This is a genomic window from Chondromyces apiculatus DSM 436 (genome assembly GCF_000601485.1).
Classification (GTDB): domain Bacteria; phylum Myxococcota_A; class Polyangia; order Polyangiales; family Polyangiaceae; genus Chondromyces; species Chondromyces apiculatus.
Map to the genome: position 1 here is coordinate 64,037 of NZ_ASRX01000030.1, position 19,984 is coordinate 84,020.

Below are 19,984 nucleotides of genomic sequence, written 5' to 3' on the forward strand. Positions count from 1 at the left end.
GAAGATGGAGGCGATCCGAGTCGAGGAGCTGACCCGACGCTACGGCGGCGTCGACGTGGTCGATCACGTGTCCTTCCGTGTCCCCGAGGGCAAGGTCTTCGGCTTCATGGGCCACAACGGCGCCGGCAAGACCACCACCCTGCGCATGCTCCTCGGCCTGTGCTGGCCCACCTCGGGCCGCGGCGAGGTGCTCGGCTGCGACATCGTCCGCGAGAGCCTCGCCATCCGGCGGCTGACCGGCTTCCTCCCGGCGGAGTACAGCCTGCCCCGCGAGATGACCGCGGTGCAGTTCCTCCACTACGTCGCGGCCATGTTCGACATGGGAAGCGGCGAGAGCAGACGACGCGTCGCCGAACTCGTCGAGCTGTTCGGCATCGGCCCTTACGCCAACCGCAAGCTCGCCAGCCTCTCCACGGGCATGGCGCAGAAGGTCGGCCTAGCCCAGGCGGTCCTCAACCGCCCCCGGCTCCTCCTCCTCGACGAGCCCACGGCCGGCCTCGATCCCCTGGGCCGCCACGACTTCCTCCAGTACATCCGCGGCCTCGCCCGCGACGAGGGCGTGACCGTCCTGTTCTCGACCCACATCCTCGGCGACATCGAAAGCATCTGCGAGGACGTCGCCATCCTCCACCAGGGGCGTCTGCTCGCCGCCGGCCAGCTTGCCGCCCTGAAGGCCGAGCACGCCGCGGCGACCATGGACGACCTCTACCTGCAGCTCGTGCGGAGGCCGTCGTGAGCGCCTCCCTCCTCCTCGCGGAGACCCGCACCCTCCTCCGCGCGCGCCGCACCAAGCTCTCCGCGGGGCTCCTGCTCTACGCCGTGATCGCAGTCCCCTTCCTCCTCGCCCGCCCGCCCGCGGAGGTGGTCTCCGCGGTCGCCCGCTGGTTTCCGAGCCGAGACCCCGCATTCGCCCTGTTCCTCTTCGTCTGGTTCGACCTCGGCCTGAACAAGCTCGCCGCCCTGATCGGCGTCGTGCTCGCGGGCGGCATCGTGCTCGACGCGGAGGCGCAGCGCATGCTCCCCATCTACCTGGCGAAGCCGATCACCCGCGCCCGCTACTTCCTCACCCGCCTCGGCGCCGCGGCCATCGTGTTCTCGCTGCTCTTCGGCGGCGCCGCGCTCGCGGGGCTCCTCCTGTTCCCCTCCCAGGTGCCCGGATTCAGGGCGCCCGTGTTCCTCGCCGCCAGCGCGCTCCACCTGCTCGGCGCCCTCTCCGCGGTGGTGCTCAGCGGCGCCATGGCCGTGTGGGTGCGGCTGCGGCTCGGCGCCATGCTGTCCAGCCTGGTTCTCCTCTTCACCCTCATCGGCACCGCGTTCCTGGGCTTCTACGCGCCTGCCTGGGCGCCCGCCCTGACGCTGAACCCCTTCTCCCAGGGCGTGTCGGTCCTCGCCCACATCGACACGCTGCGGCCCGCGGACGTCGCGCGTCCTGCCGCGATCCTCCTCTCCATGCACGCGGCCGTCGTCGCCCTCGGCGCGCTCCGCGTGCGCCGCCTGGAGGTGTGACGTGCCCCCGCTCCTCCGCGCCGAGTACCGCCTCGCCCTCGCCCGTGGTCCCGCCCTCCCCCTCCTCGTGGCGCTGGCGAACCTCGCCCTCATCTCGTGGATCATCCCGCGGCTGCCAGCGCCCGTCCTCGACTTCCTGCGCCACGCTTTCCACGTGCAGACGATGGCCGACCTCGTGCTGCTCAACGACTACATCGCCATCTACCTGCTGCTCTACCTCCCCGGCGCGTTCGCCTTGACCCGCGTCTTCGTCCGCCCCGCCGAGGAGCACGAGCTCGACCTGTACCTGACCAAGCCGGTGACGCGGCGGCACTACGTGATCGCCCGGACCGTGCCCACCCTCACCCTGACCGGCGCCAGCGGCGTCGTGCTCGCCCTGGTCACCGCGGCGAAGGTCACCGTGCTGCACCCTCCTGCCGACGCGCTGGCCGTCTTCACGGCCGTCGTGACGCTCACCGCGCTGGTGCTCGCCCTCCTCGCCCTGCTCAACGTGGTCTACCTGCACCTCGGCGAGGTCGACAACGCGCTCCTCGTGGCCTCTGCCCTCGGCCTCGCCCCCCTCATCCCCGGCGCCCTCTTCCTCTACCGCCCCGACCTGCTCACCGATCCCCTCGCCGCGGCGCTGCTCGTGCTTCCCGCCAACCTGCTCTGGGCCCCCGCGTGGATGCCCACCATCGCCCTGGCCTCGGTCACCCTCGCCGCCGCCGCCATCACCGGCCTCCTCCACCTCGCCGCACGCCGGCTGGAGCAGCACCCCCGCCTGTAGACGGCCGCCTCAGCGCGTTCCCTCCGACTCCGCCTCGATCCGCGCGCGCCGCAGCCGCTCCGTGATCGCCGGGAGCCGCGGATGCCCTGGTGAGATCGCACGCGCCGCCCCGAGGTGCACCTCCGCCTCGTCCAGCCTCCCGAGCCGGGTGAGCGCCTCGACCAGGTTGGCGTGCGCGCGCAGCGAGCCCGGGTGACGGCGGAGGGCGCGCCGGTAAGCGGCCACCGCCTCCTCATCCCGGTCGAGGTCGAGCAGCGCGTTGCCGAGCGCCACGTCAGTCCCCACGTTCGCGAGCAGCACCGCCGAGCGCTCCAGCGCCCCGATCGCTCCGAGCGCGTCTCCTCCTTCCAGCCGCGCGATCCCCAGCGCGAACGCCGCCTCCCCGCTCCAGGGATCCAGCCGCGCCGCCCGCGCGAGCTGCGCCTCTCCCACCGCGGGCTCCGTATCGCGCGCCGCGCTGAGCGCCCGATCCGAGAGCCAGCCCCGCACCGCCACCGCGAGCAACGGCGCCACCACCGCGAGGCCCACCAGCGATCCAGCGAGCCCGCGACGCGCCTCGCCGACCACCCCGTGCGATGCTTCCTCTACACGTCCGCGCGACCCTTCGCCAGCATCGCCGCCTCCGCCCGCCATGCCTCCCGGGAGCACCCCCGCGGCGCCTCCCAGCGTGAATGCGAGAAGCACCACGACCGCCGGCTGCTCCAGCGGACTATCCCCACTGGCGCAGACGGCGAACGCGACGAGCGACGCCACCCCACCTCCCCACTGGCCACGCAAGGCCCCCACGAGCCCTGCCACGACCGCCGCCACGAGCAGCAAGAACCCTGGCGCGCCACCTTGCGCCGCTGCCTGGAGCCAGTCCTCGTGCGCAGTGGTCGCGTTGATGAACCGGCGCGCCGCCGCGGGAGGCGTGAGCGGCGCGAGTCTTTCGCCCTGCGCGTCGAGGTAGGCGTGCGCGAACGCTCCCATCCCCACCCCGAACGGCAGCGCCTTCACCGCCGCGTCCGCGCTGGCACGCCAGATCCACACCCGCCCTTCCCACGCCGCAGCGAGCGGCACGTCCCCCCTCTCGTCCGCCTGGACCGCCGCCTCCCCGGCAGGCGCTGCCGCCTCATCCCCGGCAGGCGCCGCTGCGAGCACGCCACCCGCCCCGGAGAGCACCAGGCCTCCCGCGAGCACCGCCAGCCAGGCTGCGCGCCCTGGACGCGCGCCCACCCGCGCCACGCCGCGCGCCAGCAACCACACCCCGAGCGCCACCCCGAGCGCCACCCAGGCGACCCGCGAATGCGACAGGAACAGCGCCGGCATGCTCACGCCCACGGCCGCTGCGGCTGCGAGCCACACCCGTGAGCCCGCGCGCCTCAGCGTCACCGCAAGCTCGATCGCGAGCGGCAGCGCCACGGCGAGCGACAGCCCCAGCCAGTTCGGGTTGCCATGCCCCCCGTGCACCGCGAACCCGCGCCCTCCAGAGAGCGCCTGCGCCAGCGCGAACACCGACGACCCACCCCCGAGGCACCCGCCCGCCACCGCCGCGACCCTGCGCGTGCTCCCCGTGGGCAGGCGCATCGCCGCCAGCATCAACCCCGACGCCGCGACCCAGGCCCCGAGCGCACCGACCCCCGCGAGACAGCCCCACCCGAGCGACAGCGCCGACCAGCCCACGAACCCCACCCACAGCGCAGCCGGCCACCCCCACCGGACCCCCTGTCCGAGCCCGGCCGCGAGGGCCACCGCGGCAGCGAGGAGCAGCGCTGTGCGCTTCGCATCGACCGCGGGCGCGCGCGCGTCCCACGCCAGCGCCGCCAGCGCCGCGCCCGCCCCGAGCAGGACCTCCGGGCGCCCCCACCTCGCGATGCGCGCGCGGATCCCACGGCGCTCCACCGCATCGGGCCTGACGTCCGTCGCCTCGGAGAGCGGACGACCTGCCCGGCCGCGTCGCTCAGTCACGCCCGACGAGCAGCTCCCGGAGCCTGTCGCGCACGTCCTCACGCTTCTCGCGCGACAGCGCCCGACGCAGGACCCACGTCACCTTCTGGTCGCGGTTGTCCTGCAGATACTCCTCCGCGAGCTCCCGCTCTCGCGCCGAGGGCGACGCCAGCGCTTCGAGGAAGCGGAAGATGGCAGTCTCCGGATCCCACGCGAGCAGCACCGCCGCCGCGGCCAGCGCCACCTCCAGGTCAGGCGCCGCAGAGGACGCAGCGCTTCCCCCACCGCCGCTCGTCCCACCGCCGCTGGCTCCCCCGCCGGCGGCGCCACTGCTGGCCGCCGCCCCCCGCGCGCGCCGCTGCAGCTCCGGCGTGAGGCGCGCCTTCACCTCCGGCTCCTTGATCCGGCTCATCACCTCCACGACGCTCGACAGCCAGGACGCCGGGTAGTTGTCGAGGTCCGTGAGGAGCCGCGCGTCCGCGTCGCGGTCCCCGAGCCGGGACAGCGCCACCAGGGCGTGAAGGCGCAGCCACGTGTCCTGCTCGCCGAGCCGCGGGGCGAGCCTGGGCCGCGCCGAGGCATCACCGAGATCCCCCACCAGATCCAGCGCGGGGATCGCGTCGTAGCGCCCCCCGACCGCGAACGCCGCGTCCACGGTGCTCAGCGCGATGGGCAAGGTGCCCGTCGGCCGCAGCTCGGCGACGAGATCGGTCAGCGCGTCCTGCCCCTTCGCCCAGAGGAGCAGCATCCGCCCGGCGACCTGGGGCGAGCGGTCGACGCGCACGTAGGGCGCCACCTCGTCGACGCTGCAGCGCTGCTGTTCGAGGCATGTGAGCAGGTAGTCCCGCACCCGGGCGTCCCCCGCCTTGCCCAGCGCCACCGCCGCGCGGTGCCGCACCGACGAGTTGCGGGTCGTGAACAGCTTGTCGTGGATGAGGTCCGCGCGCTTCCCGCCGCTCAGCGCGTGCAGCGCGTAGATCGCCTCCTGACGGATCGACAGGTTCGGATCGCTCACGAAACGTTCGAGCGGCTTCCGGGCCGCGTCGGTCCCGAGCTTCCCCAGCGCCACGATCGCGCTCGTCCGCACGAAGTCGCTGGGATCCCCCAGCGCCTTCTCCAGGAGCGGGAGCCCCTCGGGCCGCTTCACGTCTCCCAGCACGAACGCCGCGTTGAGCCGGATGACCGCCTGTTTGTGCTCGATCACCTGGCGCACCGAGGCATAGAACGCCCCCGGATCGAGCCGCTCCAGCGCGAAGGCGATGTTGTTGAGCATGCGCGACTCGCGCACCGTCGGCAGCCGCGAGAGGAGCACCTGCGCCGCCGACCTGTCGCCGATGAGCCCCAGCGCGTACACCGCCTTGTTGCGGATGTCGGCGTCCGGGTGCTCCAGGAGCGGCGTGAGCGGCGCGACCAGCCGCTTGCCGCGCAGCGACGCCGCCGCCTCGGCCGCCGCGAGCTGCAGCGCCGTGTTGTCGCTCGCGAGCGCCGCGGCGACCTCGCCCTCCAGCGTGGCCCGCGCCATCAGGTGGCGGCTCATCCACAGCGCCTCGAACGCCGAGGCCCGCAGATCGGTCCCGTCCTTCGTGGGCGCCCGCCGCAGCTCCTGCCGCAGCACCGTCACCGCCTTGGGCAGGCTGAGCGCCCCGAGCGCCTCCAGGATCGCGGCGCGGTTGTCCGCCGACTCGTCCGCGCGCCTGAAGAGCCGCAGGAGTGGCTCGTACGAGCTCGCGTCCGGCATCCGGGTGAGCGCGGAGATCACCTGCGCCCGCACCGCCGGCTCCCAGTCTTCGAGCGCGGCCTGCAGCGCCGGCAGCCCGCGCCGGTCGCCGAGGCTGCCCAGCATGAGCGCGCAGGAGCGGCGGATGTCCCCATCCACGTTGTCGGCGAGGCACCTCGCGAGCGCCAGCGTCCCCCGCTTGCCGAGCCCGAGGATGTCGGGGCTCGCGGGCATCTCCCGAGCGGTGACGTTGATCAGCACCGTCGCGTCGCGCGCCATCGCGGCGAGCACGCGCTTCCGCGCCTCGGCCGGGCTCTCCTCGGCGGGCACCGCGTCGTCGGCCGCAGCCTGCAGCGCGACCCCCAGGGCGGGCAGCACGGCCAGGCCCAGCGCCGCGGGCCCCATCCAGCGCCGGAGCGCCACCTTCCAGCCAGGTCGTGTCATCGAGCGGTCTCCGGCGCCGCCGTGGTCTTCTCGACCCCTGACGCCAGCTTGCGGACAGCGTTGAGCAGCGCCCCTTCCGAGGTGCGCCGCGGCAAGTAACGGATGGTCACCGCGCGCCAGTGGCACGCGCCGGTCTGCCCATCCCACGCGATGAGGTCCACGCCCCGGTCCTCGTAGAGCGCCAGGTCGAAGGCCTCCTCGCATCCCGGCCCCGGCCGCAGCGCCACCTTGAGGCGCAGCTCCGCGCGCGGCTCTCCCGCCGCGACCGGCACATCGTGCAGGGGCCCCCGCAGCGCCCCCTCGGCCCCCCCGCACCCCACGAGCAAGAGCGCCACGCACCCCGACGCCGCGGACCCGAGCGCCGTGCTCCACGACCGTGACACGCCCATCGGGTCGCCTCTCACTCCCTGGGGCGCCTCAGCCGGCGGACTTCCGCGCAATCGCCGCGCTGAAGATCTCGCCCGCGCTGGTCCCGATCCACAGCGTGGCCCCGCCCTTGGCGGTCGCCACGATCACCCGCGGCTCCCCGCGCCCCCCGAGCTGCACCTTGTTCGTGGGCGCGAGCGCCGCCCCGGTAGCCCCCTCGATCGCCGCGTCGCTGTAGATCGCGATGCGCCCGTCCGCGAAGGCCACGAACAGGCTGCCTTCGAGGACCGCCACGTCGACCGCCGCCGCCTCCAGGGTGATCATCTTCGCCACGAGCTTGCCGGCCGACTTCACCACCGCGCACACCGCGCTGCCCCCGCGCTTGTAGATCGCCGAGAGCTGCTGCCCTCCGCGCACCCGGTCGAGCCCCTTGGCCTCGCGCGGCAGCGTCGCCCTGTGGCTCGCCCCCGGCTCCGGCGTCGCCCCGGGGTGCACGCGCAGCTCGCCTCCCTCGCCGCCCGCGTCCACCACCGCGTACGTCTCCGCCTCGGTCACGTCGAACGCCCTGACCGACCCTCGCAGCACGAACTGCCGCCCCTCCACGTCGTTCTTCACCAGCTTGAACTCGGTGGCCGACTCGTCCCACCCGAGCCCCAGCGCCGTCTCCCCGCCGGGCCGCGCCGCGAGCAGCCGCGCATCCCGCCCCACCTGATCGATCTTCGGCGAGTGCTGGATCCCGAGCACCGCCCACACGTCCCCCTCGCTCCGCACCACCGCCGCATCCTTCGAGAGGAGCGCCACATCGTCTGCCGACGACAGCGAGATGTTGGTGGTCTTCCCGGCCGACCCGCCCAGGGGACACACCCCGAGGCGCACCGGATCGGTGGACACCATGGCCACGAGCCCGGGGTTCGCCAGCACGGCGGCGCCACGGATCTCGGCATCGAGCGAGTGGATCTTGCGCGGGGCGTTCAGGCTATGGAACGACATCGGTGCAGCAGGATACCCATTTCTCCTGACGGGTGGATCCCTTTTGCCGGCGCGGCATACCCCCCGACGACGCACGTCGAGGCGCGTGCACATCGCCGGACCGATGCATGCTCACCACCCCGACCGCGCAGCGCTCGCGCTCCGGGTCCGGTGCGCTGGTGGCGCCGGCAAGCTACGTGCGCGCACCTTCATCACGCGCCACGCCCTCCCGGAGGGCTGCCAGCTCCAGCACGATGGCGTCGAAGGGCAGCGCACGGACCATCTCTCCGTCCGAGAAGCCCTGCTCCTGCTCGTACCGCTTTCGCCCGTTCAGGTGGAAGACCTCCAGCGAGCGCGCCGCTGGCTCGACGAGCCACACCCAGGTCACCCCGGCGCGGGCGTAGACGGGCATCTTCCTCGTCCGGTCATGGGCCGCGGTGGAAGGAGACAGAACCTCACAGACCCAGTCCGGCGGCAACGTGATGAACGGCGCGCTGGGTATCTGAGGCACCCGCTCACGACGTCATCCCGCGAGATCCGGGACGAGCACGTCCTCGCCGAAGTGCAGCTCGGGCTCCGGATGGAACCACCATCCACCTGGTCCGCCCCGACCCCTCTGAAAGGCGAGCCGAGATCCATCGTCAGCACACCCGCCGCGCCCGAGCGTAGCGTTGCGGGGCGCGGGAACGTGTAGAGCACGCCGTGGAGGATCTCCGCGACGAGATGCTCCGGGACGACCTCCAGGTCGGCGTAGGTCGCGGGGCGCTGCTGCGTTTCTGCCGGGTATCCCATCGGCGTCTCCGTGCAGGTGCAGTGTGCCACACCTCCGGCATCCGCTCCGCGGCTCAGATCCGCCGGCATCGTCGTGAGGAGCCCCACGTGCCGTACAGGTCGTCAAAGGCAGCAGAATAGTTAAGGAGAGCGGCGATGGTGGTCCTGACAACGTCGCCAGCACTGCGGATATCGCTCCCGAGCGATCACCTCTTCGCTCCCGAGCGATCCTTCTGTGACCTTCCCCACCGACATCCTCCCGGGCTGCGAGAGAGCAACCGCACCGTTCGCGCCGGTCATCCCCGTGGAGTGGCCACTCCAACCCCCTGGAGGGGGAAGCTGGGGTCTCTGCGGGCGACACGACCTGCCTCGTGAACTGGCAGGGGAAGCCCAAGATCCAGACGCTCATCGAGATGGACGTGAAGCTCTTCGATGAATACCCGCGAAAGCTCGGCACGCGCATCACAACGTGGGATCCCGTGAGCCGGTACCCGACCAGCCAGACCGTGGACGCAAAGACGGTGTTCTGGAAGGACCAGGCAGCGGGCATCATCCACTCAAACGGCGGGCGGAGGAGGTCGCGTTGCGCTAAGACTCGCCCCTCCGCCCACGCCACGCTAGACGCACGGGATGGAGCGCCTCTTCTTCATGCTGGCGGGCATCTACGGGTTCCTCGGCGTCGCGCTCGGCGCGTTCGGCGCCCACGGACTCAAGATGCGCCTCGAAGCCCTGCCCGATGCAGCGCAACGCATGGGCTGGTGGGAGACGGGCTCGCAGTACCACCTCATTCACGCGCTGGCGCTGGCGCTCGCGGCTTACCTGGCCGGACGCACCGGGGCGACCACGGCGACGGTGGCGGGCTTCTGCTTCGCAGGAGGCGTGCTGCTCTTCTCGGGGAGCCTGTACGTGATGACGGTGACGGGCATCCGCGCACTCGGCGCGGTGACGCCGCTCGGCGGCCTCTTCATGCTCGCCGGATGGGTCGCCGTGACGATCACGGCGATGCGCCTCGGCGTCCCCGGATGACTCCCCCTCAGGCGACCCCGCACATCTCTTTGTGAGGTGCCAGGGCGACCGGGTCTCACGTCTCAGCATCAACGATGTGACGAAGGAAGGTCCCGGGCGTGATGCCGGCAATCCGGCATGCGTCAGCACATCGCGTGTGCCAGCGTAGGTGGAGACGCGATGTCCAGAGATCGCTCAGGAGGTTGGTGATGCCGGAGTCGGAGGGCCGCGGGTTCTCGCGTCGTGATTTCTTCCTCGCCGCAGGTGCGGCAGGGGTGGGCGGCGTCGCGGGCCACCTGATCACGAAGCAGATCGCGCACAGCGGCCAGGCGTCGGCCGTGGCCACGCCGCCCGCATCACCGCCGTCCAGCACGGCTGCGACGCCGGAGAACGTGCCGGGGCAGCCGCCGCCCTCCAACTACAGCGGGCCCATGGAGCCGCCCAACGCGGAGTCGCCGGACGCCGAGGTCCCCAAGGTCACGAGGAAGCTCGGCTGGGCGATCGTCGGCCTCGGCAAGCTCGCGCTGGAGGAGGTGCTGCCGGCGTTCGCGGCGGCGAAGTACTCGAAGCTCGTGGCGCTGGTGAGCGGTCACCAGGAGAAGGCGCAGCAGGTGGCGCAGGTCTACGGGCTCGATCCGAAGAACGTCTACGCCTACGAGAACTACGAGGCGCTGCGCGACAACCCGAACGTCGACATCGTTTACATCATCCTGCCGAACTCGATGCACGCGGAGTTCACGATGCGCGGCTTCAAGGCCGGCAAGCACGTGCTCTGCGAGAAGCCGATGGCGCCGACCATCGACGAGTGCAACCGGATGATCGAGGCCGGCAAGCAGGCCGGCAAGAAGCTGATGATCGCCTACCGGCTGCGCTACGAGCCGATGAACCGGAAGGCCATCGAGATGTGCCGCAAGAAGGAGCTCGGGGCGCTGCGCACCTTCGAGGCGAGCCACGTGCAGGTGACGAACGCGCCGAACATCCGGCTGAGCGCCAAGCTCGCGGGCGGTCCGCTCGGGGACATCGGCATCTACTGCATCAACGCCGCGCGCTACATCGTGGGCGAGGAGCCGGTGGAGGTGACGGGGATGGCGCACCAGCCCTCCGACGAGGAGCGCTTCCGCGAGGTGCCCGCGGGCTTCGCCTTCACGATGCGCTTCCCCTCGGGGGTGCTCGCGCACTGCGACTGCCACTTCGGCGCGGCGAAGTCGGCGCGCTACCGGGTGCACTGCGTCGACGGCTGGATCGACATGGACCCCGCCTTCTCCTACCAGGGGCTGGAGATGCGCGTGAACCGCAAGGAGGGGACGACGAAGATGCAGATCGAGGAGGTGAACCAGTTCACCTCCGAGATGGACGCCTTCTCCGCGGCCGTGATGAACGACAAGGCGCCCGAGACGCCCGGCGAGGAGGGCCTCGCCGACGTGAAGGTGATCAAGGCGATCGAGGAGTCCGCGCGCTCCGGCCGGACGGTGAAGGTGGTGTAGCGACGGCGCCAAGGGCTGAGCGGGGCGCAGCCTCGCTCAGCGCTTCCAGGCGACGGACATCCAGCGGACGCGGCCAGAGCCGCTGATGGCGTCGTCGGAGAAGAAGAGGGCGCCGGGGCCGGCGAAGATGGGGGAGACGTCCTGGGCCGAGTTGCCGGTGAGGACGCCGAGGAGCTTGGCTTCACCAGGGCGGCCCTCGGGGGTCAGCTCCAGGCCGCGCAGGGAGAGGACGTCGTTCTCGGAGATGGTGAGCACGGCGCGGCAGGCCGTGTCGCAGGTGAGGGCCACGGAGGCGGCGGTGGTGCCCTGGGGGCCGAGGGGAGCAGGGGCGCCCTGCATCATGCCGCGCTCGTCGAGCTGGACGATACGGGCGGAGCCGGCGCCGGTCGCGCCTTCGCCCGCGGGCTCCTCGATCCAGGCGGCGAGCATGCCGGCGCCGGAGGGGGCGAGGGAGGGGCTGCGGGAGTGCTCGGGGGAGGTGAAGAGGCGGGTCTCGGGGGCCGCTTTCTTGAGGGTCTTCGCGTCGAGGCGGGCCATCCAGATGTCGGCGGTGTCGCTGTCCTGGCGGGCGTCGGACCAGACGAGCCAGGCTTCCTTGCCTCGGACCTGGATCTGCACCTCGGCGGCGTCGCCGGGGGCGCTGGTGATGCGCTGGTCGGGGCCGGATTTCTGGAGGTTCTTGTCGAGGCGGGCAGCGTAGACCTCGGCGTTGCCGTCGCGGGTGTCGATCCAGGCGACGATCCAGCCGTCCTGGCCGTCGTGGGCGATGGCGACGTCGGTGGCCTCGCTGGTGGCGCCACCCTGTCCCTTGCGGCGCTGGGCGCTGGTGACCTTCTTCTGGGTGACCTTCTCGCCGTTCGCGTCGAGGCGGGTGACGTAGACCTGGGGCTCGCCCTTCTCGCGGGCGACCCAGGCGAGGACGCTGTCGGGGTTGTCGCCAGGGGCGCTGGCGAGGGCGACGCCGCCGAGGGAGGAAGCCTTCTGCGAGAGGACGGTGAGCTTGCCGAGGGCGTCGGGACGCACGGTGCGGACAGCGAGGGTGGCGCCCTGGTCCTTGGTGTCGGCGCCACGGGCGCCGCGGGCGCCGCGGGGCTCGGTGGAGGCGCCGTCGAGGTGGTAGGTGATCCAGGCTGCGAGGGCGCGGCCGCCGCCGAGGTTCGCGGCGGTCACCTCGGAGACGTGGTCGCCGTCGTAGAGGGCGCGCACGGCGGTGGCACGCGGGATCTGGTCGCCAGTCTCGCGGAGGGCAGGGGCGCGCCAGGGGCCTTCGCGGACGGGGAGGGACACCACGGCGAGGGGAGCGCTCGCAGCGTCTCCGGCAGGAGGCGCGGCGGGGGCGGCGGAAGGCTTGGCGGAAGAGGTGCCGCTCCTCCCGGCGGTGGCACCCTTCGCGTCGCCCTTCGCGGCGGGGGCGGGGCTGGCGGGCTCGGTGGAGGCAGCGCTGGCGAGCGCGGTGCACTGGCCCCTGGCGCAGGAGAGGCCGCGCACGAGGTAGGGGATGCCGCCGGTCGCGGTGAAGGGGGCGGCGCGCACCGGCTCTCCGGCGCGCACGGAGAGGTCGGGGCCGAAGCGCACGTAGGTCGGCCAGATGGGAAGCTCGGCGTCACCTTCGGGCACGGTGCCGGCGGGGCCAGAGGCGGGGGCGAGGGTGAGGGCGGCGAAGCCGTCGCCGTCGAGGGTGAGGTCGGGCGGGCCGCTGGCGCTCATCATCAGCCCCGCCTGGTCCTTGCCGATGACGCCGTCGCTGCCGATGGAGGCGAGGTGGATGAGGCGCGCTTCGCGCGGGGCGCGGATGAGGTCTTCCCAGGCGAGGAGGGCGCGCTTTCCGGAGGCGCCGGCGGGCGCTCCCGCGGCGCCGGGCACGTAGCCAGGGGCGATAAGCGAGACGAGGGCTTGCTCGCCGGCAGGGGCGGTGGCGCGGCGCGGAGGGACGGCGATGCGGCCCCCAGGCTCCACGACGGCGACGAAGACGGTGGCGTCGAGGTCGCGCTCGTCGGACCAGGCGAGCAGGTACTTGCCGTCGAGGAAGACGACTTCCAGGTCGATCTGCGCGCTGGCCTCGCTGGAGATGATGACCGGGGCGCCGGGCTTGCCGGCGGCGTTGAGCTCGAGGAGCGCGACCTGGCCGAGCTTGGGGATGGGGTCGGCGTCCGGAGCCGCGGGCTTCGGGCCAGCGCGGCGGACGATGCCCACGGCGGCGCCCTTGTCGCTCGCGGCAGCCTGCCACGCGAGGATCTCGCGGGCGACGACAATGGGCGCAGAGGCCTTGCCCGAGGCGAGGCTGGCGGTGAGCACGTCGGAGCCTTCGTCGCGTGGGATCTCCCAGATGACGGTGGTGCTCTGGGCGCTGACGAGCACGTCGACCCAGGCGATCTCGTCGGCGGACTGGAGCACGAGGACCGGGGCGCCGGTGGGCTTGCCGGCAGGGTCGAGGGTGAGGGTGCGGATGGCGCGGCTGCCTCCCTGGTCCTCGATCCACACGGCGATGTAGCCGGAGGCGGTGGGGCGGAGGGAGGCGACGGGGACCTCGCCCACGGCAGGGCCGATGTCGAGGGTGGGGGCGAGCGGCGCGCCGTCGGCGGCGAGCCTGCGGGACCACCACTTGCCGCCAGCGGCCCAGAAAAGGAGGGCCTCGTCACCGCGGCGGGTGAAGTACGGGGCGACCTCCTCGTCGTCGAGCTGGGCGACGACGTGCGCGGGGAGGAGCGGCGGTCCCGCGGGGGCCTTGGGGCCCCGGTCCGGGGTGCGCAGCGCGGTCTCGGGCCTCGCGGCAGGGCGGCGGGTGGTGGAGGTCGATCCGCCGCAACCGACGAGGACGACGAGCAGGGCCGCGAGCGGGGCGCCACGGGTGGTGCCACGGAGGAGAGATCGGAGGGCGGAGCGGACGAACATGGGCGGACGATGCCAGAGGACTTTCTTGCGGGCCACCTCGATGCGCAGCGGATCGTCGCGGGGTCCATCCCTGCGAAGGCCGCACACGCGGCAGCACGCGAGGGTCAGTAGGGAGGAAACATGCGGCGAAACCCGTGCGCGAGCGCAAGCGCGAGGAACACGGCGTTGCGCGGGAAGATGGCCGGCCAGAAGAGGGGCAAGGGGCCGAGACGGTCGCCGGGTTCGAGGGCCGAGACGGCCGCGGACGCGCCACCGAAGCGGGCGGCGAGGCGCGCGCCGAGGCGGCGCATCCAGGAGATGGAGCGGGGGTAGTCGCAGATGCCGTCGAGCCAGGCAGGAGGGATCGCGCTGGCGCCCGCGGTCGCGCCGGCGAGCCCGCCGACGATGGCGCCGGTGCTGTCGGCGTCGCCGCCGAGGAGGATGATCTCCTCGACGCTCCGGGCGACGTCGCCAGGGCTCTGGAGCCAGCAGAAGAGGGCCGCGGGGACGGTGTGGAGCATGTAGCCGGTGACGCCGCGCTCGAGGCCCAGGGCGGCGACGAGGTCGGTGGCGGAGGCGCCGCGCGCGAGGTGGTCGGCCACCTGGTCGAGGGCGCGGCGCAGCTCGTCGCCGGTGACGTGACGGCGCAGCTCGTCGAGGAGCGCGGGGGCGTCGACGCCGTGCGGGCCGCGGGTGACGCCGTGCGCGGCGGCGAGGGCGATGACGAGGGCGCCCTCCTCGGCGCGGGGATCGGTGTGGGTGAGGCGGGTGGAGGCGCGCACGGCCGGGGCGATGCGCGCTGGCGTCGCGGCGAGGCAGGCGCCGATCACGGGTGCACGCATGGCGGGTCCGTTGCCCGCGGAGAAGACGCCGCTCCGGTCGGCAGGGAAGCCGAGCCAGAGCTTGACGATGGCGCGGAGGGTGGCCCAGCCCATCGCGGCCGGGAGCGCAACGAACCAGCCACGGAGGCGCATGGCGAGGGATCGGGCGAAGCGCGCGTCATCGTCGGGCGCGGCGAGGAGGGCCTGGGCGGTCATGCACGCATGCTCGGCGTCGTCGCTGACCATGCCGCGGCCAAGAACGAAGCGGTGGCGGAGGGGGGAGGTGCCGTACAGGCGCGCGGCGCGCCAAGGCGTGAGGCCCTCGCGGGGCAAGCCGAGAGCGTCGCCCACGGCGGTGCCGAGCAAGACCCCGGTGAGCTGGTCGAGGCGGTCGGGGCGCGTGGTGGCATCCATGGCTGAGGCGTGAATCGCAATGGACGTGCCAGGGGGCGCGGCAGCGTGGCGATCGCGGGGAGACGCGGCGTTCACGCGCCCAGGCGGCGCGCGAGGGCAGCGCACGAGGCAAGAGGTCTTTGTCAGGCTGGCACGAGGCCGCTCGGGCCGTGACAGGGCGTCATGCGGTGAGCATCGAGCAGCGGGTGCCAGACGACGGGCGTCAGGTGAGGGACGTACGCGCCAACATCAGGTGAAGGGCGTACGCGTCAGCGTCGGCGAATGATCGGCGTGTCCGGAGTCGCTCGCCTATACTGCCGCGCGCCCGCGCTCCCCTGGCGCAGCACGGCGCGGCACGCGCGCGAAGCCACCCCACCCATGGTCAAAGAGAACGACTCGCCAACCGACGTCCGCGCGGTGCTGAACCGCGCCGTCATGATCCCGACACTGCTCATGGCCGCCGTCGGCGCGCTCCTGTTCTGGCAGATCAACCGGCTGGTCGAGCTGGCGCGCTGGGTCGACCACACCGACAAGGTGATCGCGCAGGCGGCCCTGGTGGAGCGCCTCCTCGTCGACAAGGAGACCGGCGTCCGCGGGTACGTGGCGACGGGCGAGGATCTCTTCTTGGAGCCCTACGAGGCCGGCAACGAGGTGCTGGAATCGAGGTTCGACGAGCTGCAGGCCTCGGTGAAGGACAACCCGGATCAGGAGAGGCGGGTCAGGGAGATCCGCGAGGAGCACGGGCGCTGGGAGGCGGAGGCCGCGAGCCCCATCCTGGACCTGCAGCGGCGCAAGAGCCCGATCCCCCTGGAGCTGCACCGTATCGGCAAGACGCACATGGACCGGATGCGCGCGCAGATCGGCCAGTTCACCCGGGTGGAGACGAACCTGCGCGACAGCCGGTCCTCCGCGGCGCAGAACGCGTCGAGCACGGTGCTCTGGGTGGGCGGGGGAATGATCCTCGCCATCGCGGTGTTCATCGCGCTGTTCACGCGGAGGCAGCTCTTCTCGGTGTCGAGCGCCTTCGGCAAGGCGCTCTCGGAGTCGCACGAGAGGGCGGGCGCGCTGCAGGTGTCGGAGAAGGAGCTCGCGGCGCGGGTGGAGGCAGAGACCGCCAGCAAGGAGGAGCTGGCGCGCGCGGTGAGGATCTACGGAGCCTTCATCGGGCGGCTGGCGCGCGGAGACCTGTCGGCCTCGGTGGAGCCCACGGGGGGACCGGAGCTGCGGCAGCTCGGCGAGGACCTCGGGGCGATGGGGCACGCGCTGCGCACGATGACGGTGCGCATCAACGAGGCGGTGGTGGCGCTGAGCAGCGCGACGAGCGAGATCCTCGCGGTGACGCAGGAGCAGTCGGCGATCACGGTGGAGACGGCGTCAGCGGTCACGAAGACCGTGGTCACCGTGGAAGAGGTGACCCAGACGGCGCAGCAGGTGGCGGACCGCGCCAAGGCGGTGTCGATCGCGTCGCAGCGCAGCGTGGAGGTGTCGAGCTCGGGCCAGAAGGCCGTCGACCAGAGCCTCGGGGCCATGGACCGGGTGAACACGCAGGTGACCTCGATCTCGGAGCGGATCCTGGTGCTCTCCGAGCAGGCGCAGGCGGTGGGTCAGATCATCACCACCGTGAACGAGCTGGCGGAGCAGTCGAACCTCCTCGCGCTCAACGCCTCCATCGAGGCGGCACGCGCAGGGGAGCACGGCAGGAGCTTCGCGGTGGTGGCGCAGGAGGTGCGGCGCCTGGCCGAGCAGTCCAAGGACGCGACCAACAAGGTGCGGGGCATCCTCGGGGAGATCCAGCGCTCGACGAACGCGGCGGTGCTCGCGACCGAGGAGGGGACGAAGACGGTCAACTCGGCGGTCGAGACCGCGCAGGTCGCGGGGGAGCGGATCCAGCAGCTCGCCGCGACGATCTCCCAGGCAGCGAGCGCTGCCGCGCAGATCGTGGCGGCGGCCGAGGAGCAGGTGATTGTCATCGGGCAGACCTCGCAAGCGGTGCGCGCGATCGAGCAGGCCGCCTCGCAGACCGTGGAGGGGACGCGCCAGTCCGAGCGCGCTGCGCGCGACATCGGCGACCTGGCCACCCGGCTGGGAGATGCTGTCGCACAGTACCGGACCTGATCCCGCCGACGTGACGTGAGGCGCCGCGACGCGCCGGCATGCGTCACACGATCAGGATGAGGTCCATGTCGCCGCCGTCCGTGCGGGGGTTGCCGGTGGGGACGCGGGCGTTCGGGGGGGTGAGGAGCAGGGCGTGCGTCCGCGCGGTGACCGGGCCGCTGTCACGGGCGACGCCGTGGTGTGGTTCGAGGCGCTGACGCTCTGCGCAACGGGCGATGCCCTCGCGGACCGCGGCGAAGATCCCGGCGGCGCCGAGGTCGCCCGCAGCACAGGCCGCGAGGAGTTGCTCCTCGGTGCAGGCCGCGCAGGGAGTGGCGTCGGACGAGACGCGCACGACGAGGCGCGCACCGGACCAGGGGAGCTGGTCGATCCTGAGGGGGGCTGCGAGCGTGGAGCCGCGCTCGACGGGCACGCTGATCAGGATCTTGCGGCCGTCGCGCACGACGAGGGTGCGGCCCGCGGGTCCGCGGGGAGGGGATGCGCTGGTGGGGCTGTCCCCCGGATCCTGCCTGTCGAGGAGGATCCAGAGGCGGTCGGTGTTGAGAGGTGGGTCTTCTGCTGGCTTGCTTTCCTGCTCCGAGACTCTGCCCATTCATGGCCTCCGAGGGGTGATGAGAGTTTAACTCTCCCGGACCCGGAGCGCTGGTGTGGAGGGCTAAACAATGTCACGAAGGCAGGGACCTGACGCCGTGATGGGTCAGTGCGCGTGCTCGCCGTGCTCGACCGCTTCGAGCGCGTGGTCACTGCAGACCTCGCCCTCGCTCTCCAGCGCGAGCTGCTCGACCAGGGCGGCGTCGATGGGCTCGGGGTCGAGGAGCACCGGCTCCTCGACGTGGGCGCGCTCGATCTCCGCCGAGGCGCCGAAGTCCGCCGAGTCCTCGAGCTCCGACGTCTCCTCCGCGTCGATCTCGTCGCCGGGGAACGAGGGTCCGAGGAGGGTTGCGTTGCAGGTCGCGCCCTTGGTGAAGCCGTTGGCAGGCGCCTTCTTCATGCGCGCCTCGGTCTGGGGCCCCCAGGCGCCGTCGGCGTCGATCTTGTCGCTGGTGTGGTTACGGTTCCACAGCCTCTGGAAGGCCTTCACGCCGAGGCTCTTGTAACTGACGGCGCCGCTGCCGGCGTAGTCGAAGTGGACGGGATCGCTCGATCCCAGCCAGTTGAAGCCGCGGCTGTTCAGCGCGCTCTTCCAGCTCGAGTACTGGTTGATGTCGATGGCGAGGCCGCTCTCGTGGTTGCTGCTGCCCGGCTTCGCGGCGAGGCCGATGCCGCAGCGACCCGTCTGGTACCAGCGGTAGAGCATGTACTGCTGGGCGACGGTGCGCAGCATGGAGTTGACGGTCATCTGCTTGCCCGGGTTCGCTTCGAGCGCGGCGACGAGCTTGTCGCGGGCGGGCTTCTCCATGTAGCGGAAGGCCGCCGAGCCGAAGGTGATGTTGCTCTTCTTGGGCACGAGCACGTAGGCGTTCGGGTTCATGCAGCGGACCTCGTCGATGATCTGCTGCGAGAGCTTCTTGACGCTGGTCGTCGAGCAGCTCGACGCGGTGGCCTGGAGGACGGTGCCACCGGAGACGGCGGCTTCGCTGCTCTCCACGTCCTCGGCGCCGTCGGTGATGTCGTCACCGCCGACCTCTTCGCCGGCCTCGTCGACGTCGTCGCTGCCGTCGGTGGGGGCGATGCAGCCGACGCCACTGGCAGGCGCCGCCACGAGGAGGGCGAGGAGGGCGAAACGTCGGGCGAGGCGCGAGGTAGCGTTGTGCATGGGCGACGGTATTGCAGCCGGCGTGCCGGACCCCGCGAGGCTGTGAAAAGGCCTGAAATGCGGGGGGCAGGCCAGGGGCTGTGCGGGGCGTTGCACGAGGTTGTGCAGAGGATGGGAGGGTCGTTGTGCGAGGTCCTGCACAACCGGCCTGCACAACCGGCCTGCACAACCGGCCTGCACAACCGGCTGCGCGACCTGCCTGCGCGAGCGCGGCGGGGGAGGTCAGCTCCGGCCGTGCCGGGCCCGGAAGGCCTCCTTCATGGCGCGACCACGGGTCTCCATGAGGGGGACGAGGGCGCGACGGAGCGGGGGTACCGCGGCGCCGAGGCGGGCCAGGATCCCCGTCTGGACGGGGATGGTGCGCTCGCGGCGGCCGTCGACGGCGCTCTCGACGACGAGGGCTGCCACCTGGTCGGCGGAGGACATGGGCTGGGCGAAGATGATGTCGGGCACGTCGTCCAGCTCCTGGAGGAGGAAGCCCGTCTCCACGGGGCCCGGCGAGACCACGGCGAGGCGGACGCCGGTGTTCTCAAGCTCGTCGCGCAGGGCGAAGGTGAAGGCGCGGAGGCCGAACTTGGAGGCCGAGTAGGTGGCCTCGCTGGCGAGGGGGATCTGCCCGGCGATGGAGGCGACCTGCACCACGGCGCCGCGGCGGCTGCGCAGAGAGGGCAGCGCGAGGCGGGTGAGCACCACCGGGGCGACGAGGTTGATCTGGAGGATGCCCGCCAGGGCGCGCGCATCCTGATGCTCGACGGGGCCGCGGACGTTGGCGCCGGCATTGTTGACGAGCACGTCGATGCCCCCGAAGGCCTCCGTGACATCCTGGATGAGGCGCTCGCAAGCGCTGATGTCCGTGAGGTCCGCCGGGAACGCACGCGCCTCGCCACCGCGTGCCCGCAGCTCGTCCACCAGAGCATCGAGCCCAGACGCGCCGCGCGCGACGACCGCGACGGTGGCGCCCTCCTCGGCGAAGCGGCGGGCCGATGCTGCCCCGATACCGGCGGGGCTCGATGCGCCCGTGACGATGACGACCTTGCGCGCAAACCTTCGCAACATGACTCCTCGGTGGCGTGC

Annotated in this window: 15 protein-coding genes and 1 pseudogene; 6 read left to right on the forward strand and 10 right to left on the reverse strand. The window is 72.4% G+C overall.

All coding sequences use genetic code 11. The features are described 5' to 3' along the window. The first annotated feature begins 4 nt into the window (after nucleotides 1-4). The 3 genes from CAP_RS20385 to CAP_RS20395 are packed head-to-tail and all read left to right on the forward strand — an operon-like array spanning nucleotide 5 to nucleotide 2,272. On the forward strand, nucleotides 5-736 hold the full coding sequence (locus tag CAP_RS20385; protein ID WP_044243615.1) for an ABC transporter ATP-binding protein: 732 nt from the start codon (nucleotides 5-7) through the stop codon (nucleotides 734-736). After that, on the forward strand, nucleotides 733-1,506 hold the full coding sequence (locus CAP_RS20390; protein WP_044243618.1) for a hypothetical protein: 774 nt from the start codon (nucleotides 733-735) through the stop codon (nucleotides 1,504-1,506). Before CAP_RS20385 ends, CAP_RS20390 begins: the two co-directional genes overlap by 4 nt. 1 nt (nucleotide 1,507) lies before the next feature. After that, nucleotides 1,508-2,272: a hypothetical protein gene (locus tag CAP_RS20395; protein WP_044243620.1), complete on the forward strand. Its 765-nt coding sequence runs from the start codon at nucleotides 1,508-1,510 to the stop codon at nucleotides 2,270-2,272. 9 nt (nucleotides 2,273-2,281) lie between these two features. Here CAP_RS20395 and CAP_RS20400 read toward each other — a convergent pair whose 3' ends face one another. The 5 genes and pseudogenes from CAP_RS20400 to CAP_RS55805 form a co-directional block, all read right to left on the reverse strand. After that, nucleotides 2,282-4,219, reverse strand: a complete 1,938-nt coding sequence (locus tag CAP_RS20400; RefSeq protein ID WP_156040979.1) for an O-antigen ligase family protein — start codon at nucleotides 4,217-4,219, stop codon at nucleotides 2,282-2,284. Continuing rightward, nucleotides 4,212-6,359 carry a HEAT repeat domain-containing protein gene (locus CAP_RS20405; RefSeq protein ID WP_197041270.1) on the reverse strand — a complete coding sequence of 716 codons (2,148 nt, stop codon included), beginning with the start codon at nucleotides 6,357-6,359 and terminating at the stop codon, nucleotides 4,212-4,214. Before CAP_RS20405 ends, CAP_RS20400 begins: the two co-directional genes overlap by 8 nt. Beyond that, entirely contained in the window at nucleotides 6,356-6,748 is a 393-nt protein-coding gene (locus CAP_RS52430) for a hypothetical protein (protein ID WP_197041271.1), read from the reverse strand. The genes CAP_RS20405 and CAP_RS52430 overlap by 4 nt, the downstream gene beginning before the upstream one ends. 28 nt (nucleotides 6,749-6,776) lie before the next feature. Further along, complete coding sequence (locus CAP_RS20415; protein ID WP_044243629.1) at nucleotides 6,777-7,715, reverse strand: hypothetical protein; 939 nt, start codon at nucleotides 7,713-7,715, stop codon at nucleotides 6,777-6,779. Between the two features lie 172 nt (nucleotides 7,716-7,887). Next, nucleotides 7,888-8,486: pseudogene (locus CAP_RS55805) on the reverse strand (Uma2 family endonuclease). Nucleotides 8,487-9,095: 609 nt separating this feature from the next. Here CAP_RS55805 and CAP_RS20425 point away from each other — a divergent pair. Both CAP_RS20425 and CAP_RS20430 read left to right on the forward strand, forming a co-directional pair. Further along, nucleotides 9,096-9,491, forward strand: a complete 396-nt coding sequence (locus CAP_RS20425; RefSeq protein WP_044243630.1) for a DUF423 domain-containing protein — start codon at nucleotides 9,096-9,098, stop codon at nucleotides 9,489-9,491. A 188-nt stretch (nucleotides 9,492-9,679) separates the two neighbouring features. After that, the gene (locus tag CAP_RS20430; protein ID WP_081865083.1) at nucleotides 9,680-10,954 is read left to right on the forward strand and encodes a Gfo/Idh/MocA family protein; all 1,275 of its coding nucleotides are present in this window, start codon (nucleotides 9,680-9,682) and stop codon (nucleotides 10,952-10,954) included. A gap of 36 nt (nucleotides 10,955-10,990) precedes the next feature. On the opposite strand, the gene CAP_RS20435 is transcribed toward CAP_RS20430, so the two are convergent. After that, nucleotides 10,991-13,846, reverse strand: a complete 2,856-nt coding sequence (locus CAP_RS20435) for a TolB family protein (RefSeq protein WP_044243632.1) — start codon at nucleotides 13,844-13,846, stop codon at nucleotides 10,991-10,993. 104 nt (nucleotides 13,847-13,950) lie between these two features. Continuing rightward, complete coding sequence (locus CAP_RS20440; RefSeq protein ID WP_044243635.1) at nucleotides 13,951-15,060, reverse strand: ADP-ribosylglycohydrolase family protein; 1,110 nt, start codon at nucleotides 15,058-15,060, stop codon at nucleotides 13,951-13,953. Between the two features lie 357 nt (nucleotides 15,061-15,417). Here CAP_RS20440 and CAP_RS45090 point away from each other — a divergent pair, with 357 nt between their 5' ends. Further along, entirely contained in the window at nucleotides 15,418-17,154 is a 1,737-nt protein-coding gene (locus CAP_RS45090; RefSeq protein ID WP_197041272.1) for a methyl-accepting chemotaxis protein, read from the forward strand. A gap of 43 nt (nucleotides 17,155-17,197) precedes the next feature. On the opposite strand, the gene CAP_RS20450 is transcribed toward CAP_RS45090, so the two are convergent. From CAP_RS20450 to CAP_RS20460, 3 genes are all read right to left on the reverse strand, one after another. Beyond that, a complete protein-coding gene (locus tag CAP_RS20450; RefSeq protein WP_052375564.1) occupies nucleotides 17,198-17,746 on the reverse strand; it encodes a hypothetical protein in 549 nt (182 codons plus the stop codon). Nucleotides 17,747-17,851: 105 nt separating this feature from the next. After that, nucleotides 17,852-18,910, reverse strand: a complete 1,059-nt coding sequence (locus CAP_RS45095; protein WP_052375565.1) for a M15 family metallopeptidase — start codon at nucleotides 18,908-18,910, stop codon at nucleotides 17,852-17,854. 222 nt (nucleotides 18,911-19,132) lie between these two features. Next, on the reverse strand, nucleotides 19,133-19,966 hold the full coding sequence (locus CAP_RS20460; RefSeq protein ID WP_044243638.1) for an SDR family NAD(P)-dependent oxidoreductase: 834 nt from the start codon (nucleotides 19,964-19,966) through the stop codon (nucleotides 19,133-19,135). Nucleotides 19,967-19,984: the final 18 nt, after the last annotated feature.

Coding starts and splice junctions, on each gene's coding strand:
- CAP_RS20385 (WP_044243615.1), top strand. CDS start 5: ATGGAGGCGATCCGAGTCGAGGAGCTGACCCGACGCTACGGCGGCGTC.
- CAP_RS20405 (WP_197041270.1), bottom strand. CDS start 6,359: ATGACACGACCTGGCTGGAAGGTGGCGCTCCGGCGCTGGATGGGGCCC.
- CAP_RS52430 (WP_197041271.1), bottom strand. CDS start 6,748: ATGGGCGTGTCACGGTCGTGGAGCACGGCGCTCGGGTCCGCGGCGTCG.
- CAP_RS20415 (WP_044243629.1), bottom strand. CDS start 7,715: ATGTCGTTCCATAGCCTGAACGCCCCGCGCAAGATCCACTCGCTCGAT.
- CAP_RS20425 (WP_044243630.1), top strand. CDS start 9,096: ATGGAGCGCCTCTTCTTCATGCTGGCGGGCATCTACGGGTTCCTCGGC.
- CAP_RS20430 (WP_081865083.1), top strand. CDS start 9,680: ATGCCGGAGTCGGAGGGCCGCGGGTTCTCGCGTCGTGATTTCTTCCTC.
- CAP_RS20435 (WP_044243632.1), bottom strand. CDS start 13,846: ATGTTCGTCCGCTCCGCCCTCCGATCTCTCCTCCGTGGCACCACCCGT.
- CAP_RS20440 (WP_044243635.1), bottom strand. CDS start 15,060: ATGGATGCCACCACGCGCCCCGACCGCCTCGACCAGCTCACCGGGGTC.
- CAP_RS45090 (WP_197041272.1), top strand. CDS start 15,418: ATGGTCAAAGAGAACGACTCGCCAACCGACGTCCGCGCGGTGCTGAAC.
- CAP_RS20450 (WP_052375564.1), bottom strand. CDS start 17,746: ATGGGCAGAGTCTCGGAGCAGGAAAGCAAGCCAGCAGAAGACCCACCT.
- CAP_RS45095 (WP_052375565.1), bottom strand. CDS start 18,910: ATGCACAACGCTACCTCGCGCCTCGCCCGACGTTTCGCCCTCCTCGCC.
- CAP_RS20460 (WP_044243638.1), bottom strand. CDS start 19,966: ATGTTGCGAAGGTTTGCGCGCAAGGTCGTCATCGTCACGGGCGCATCG.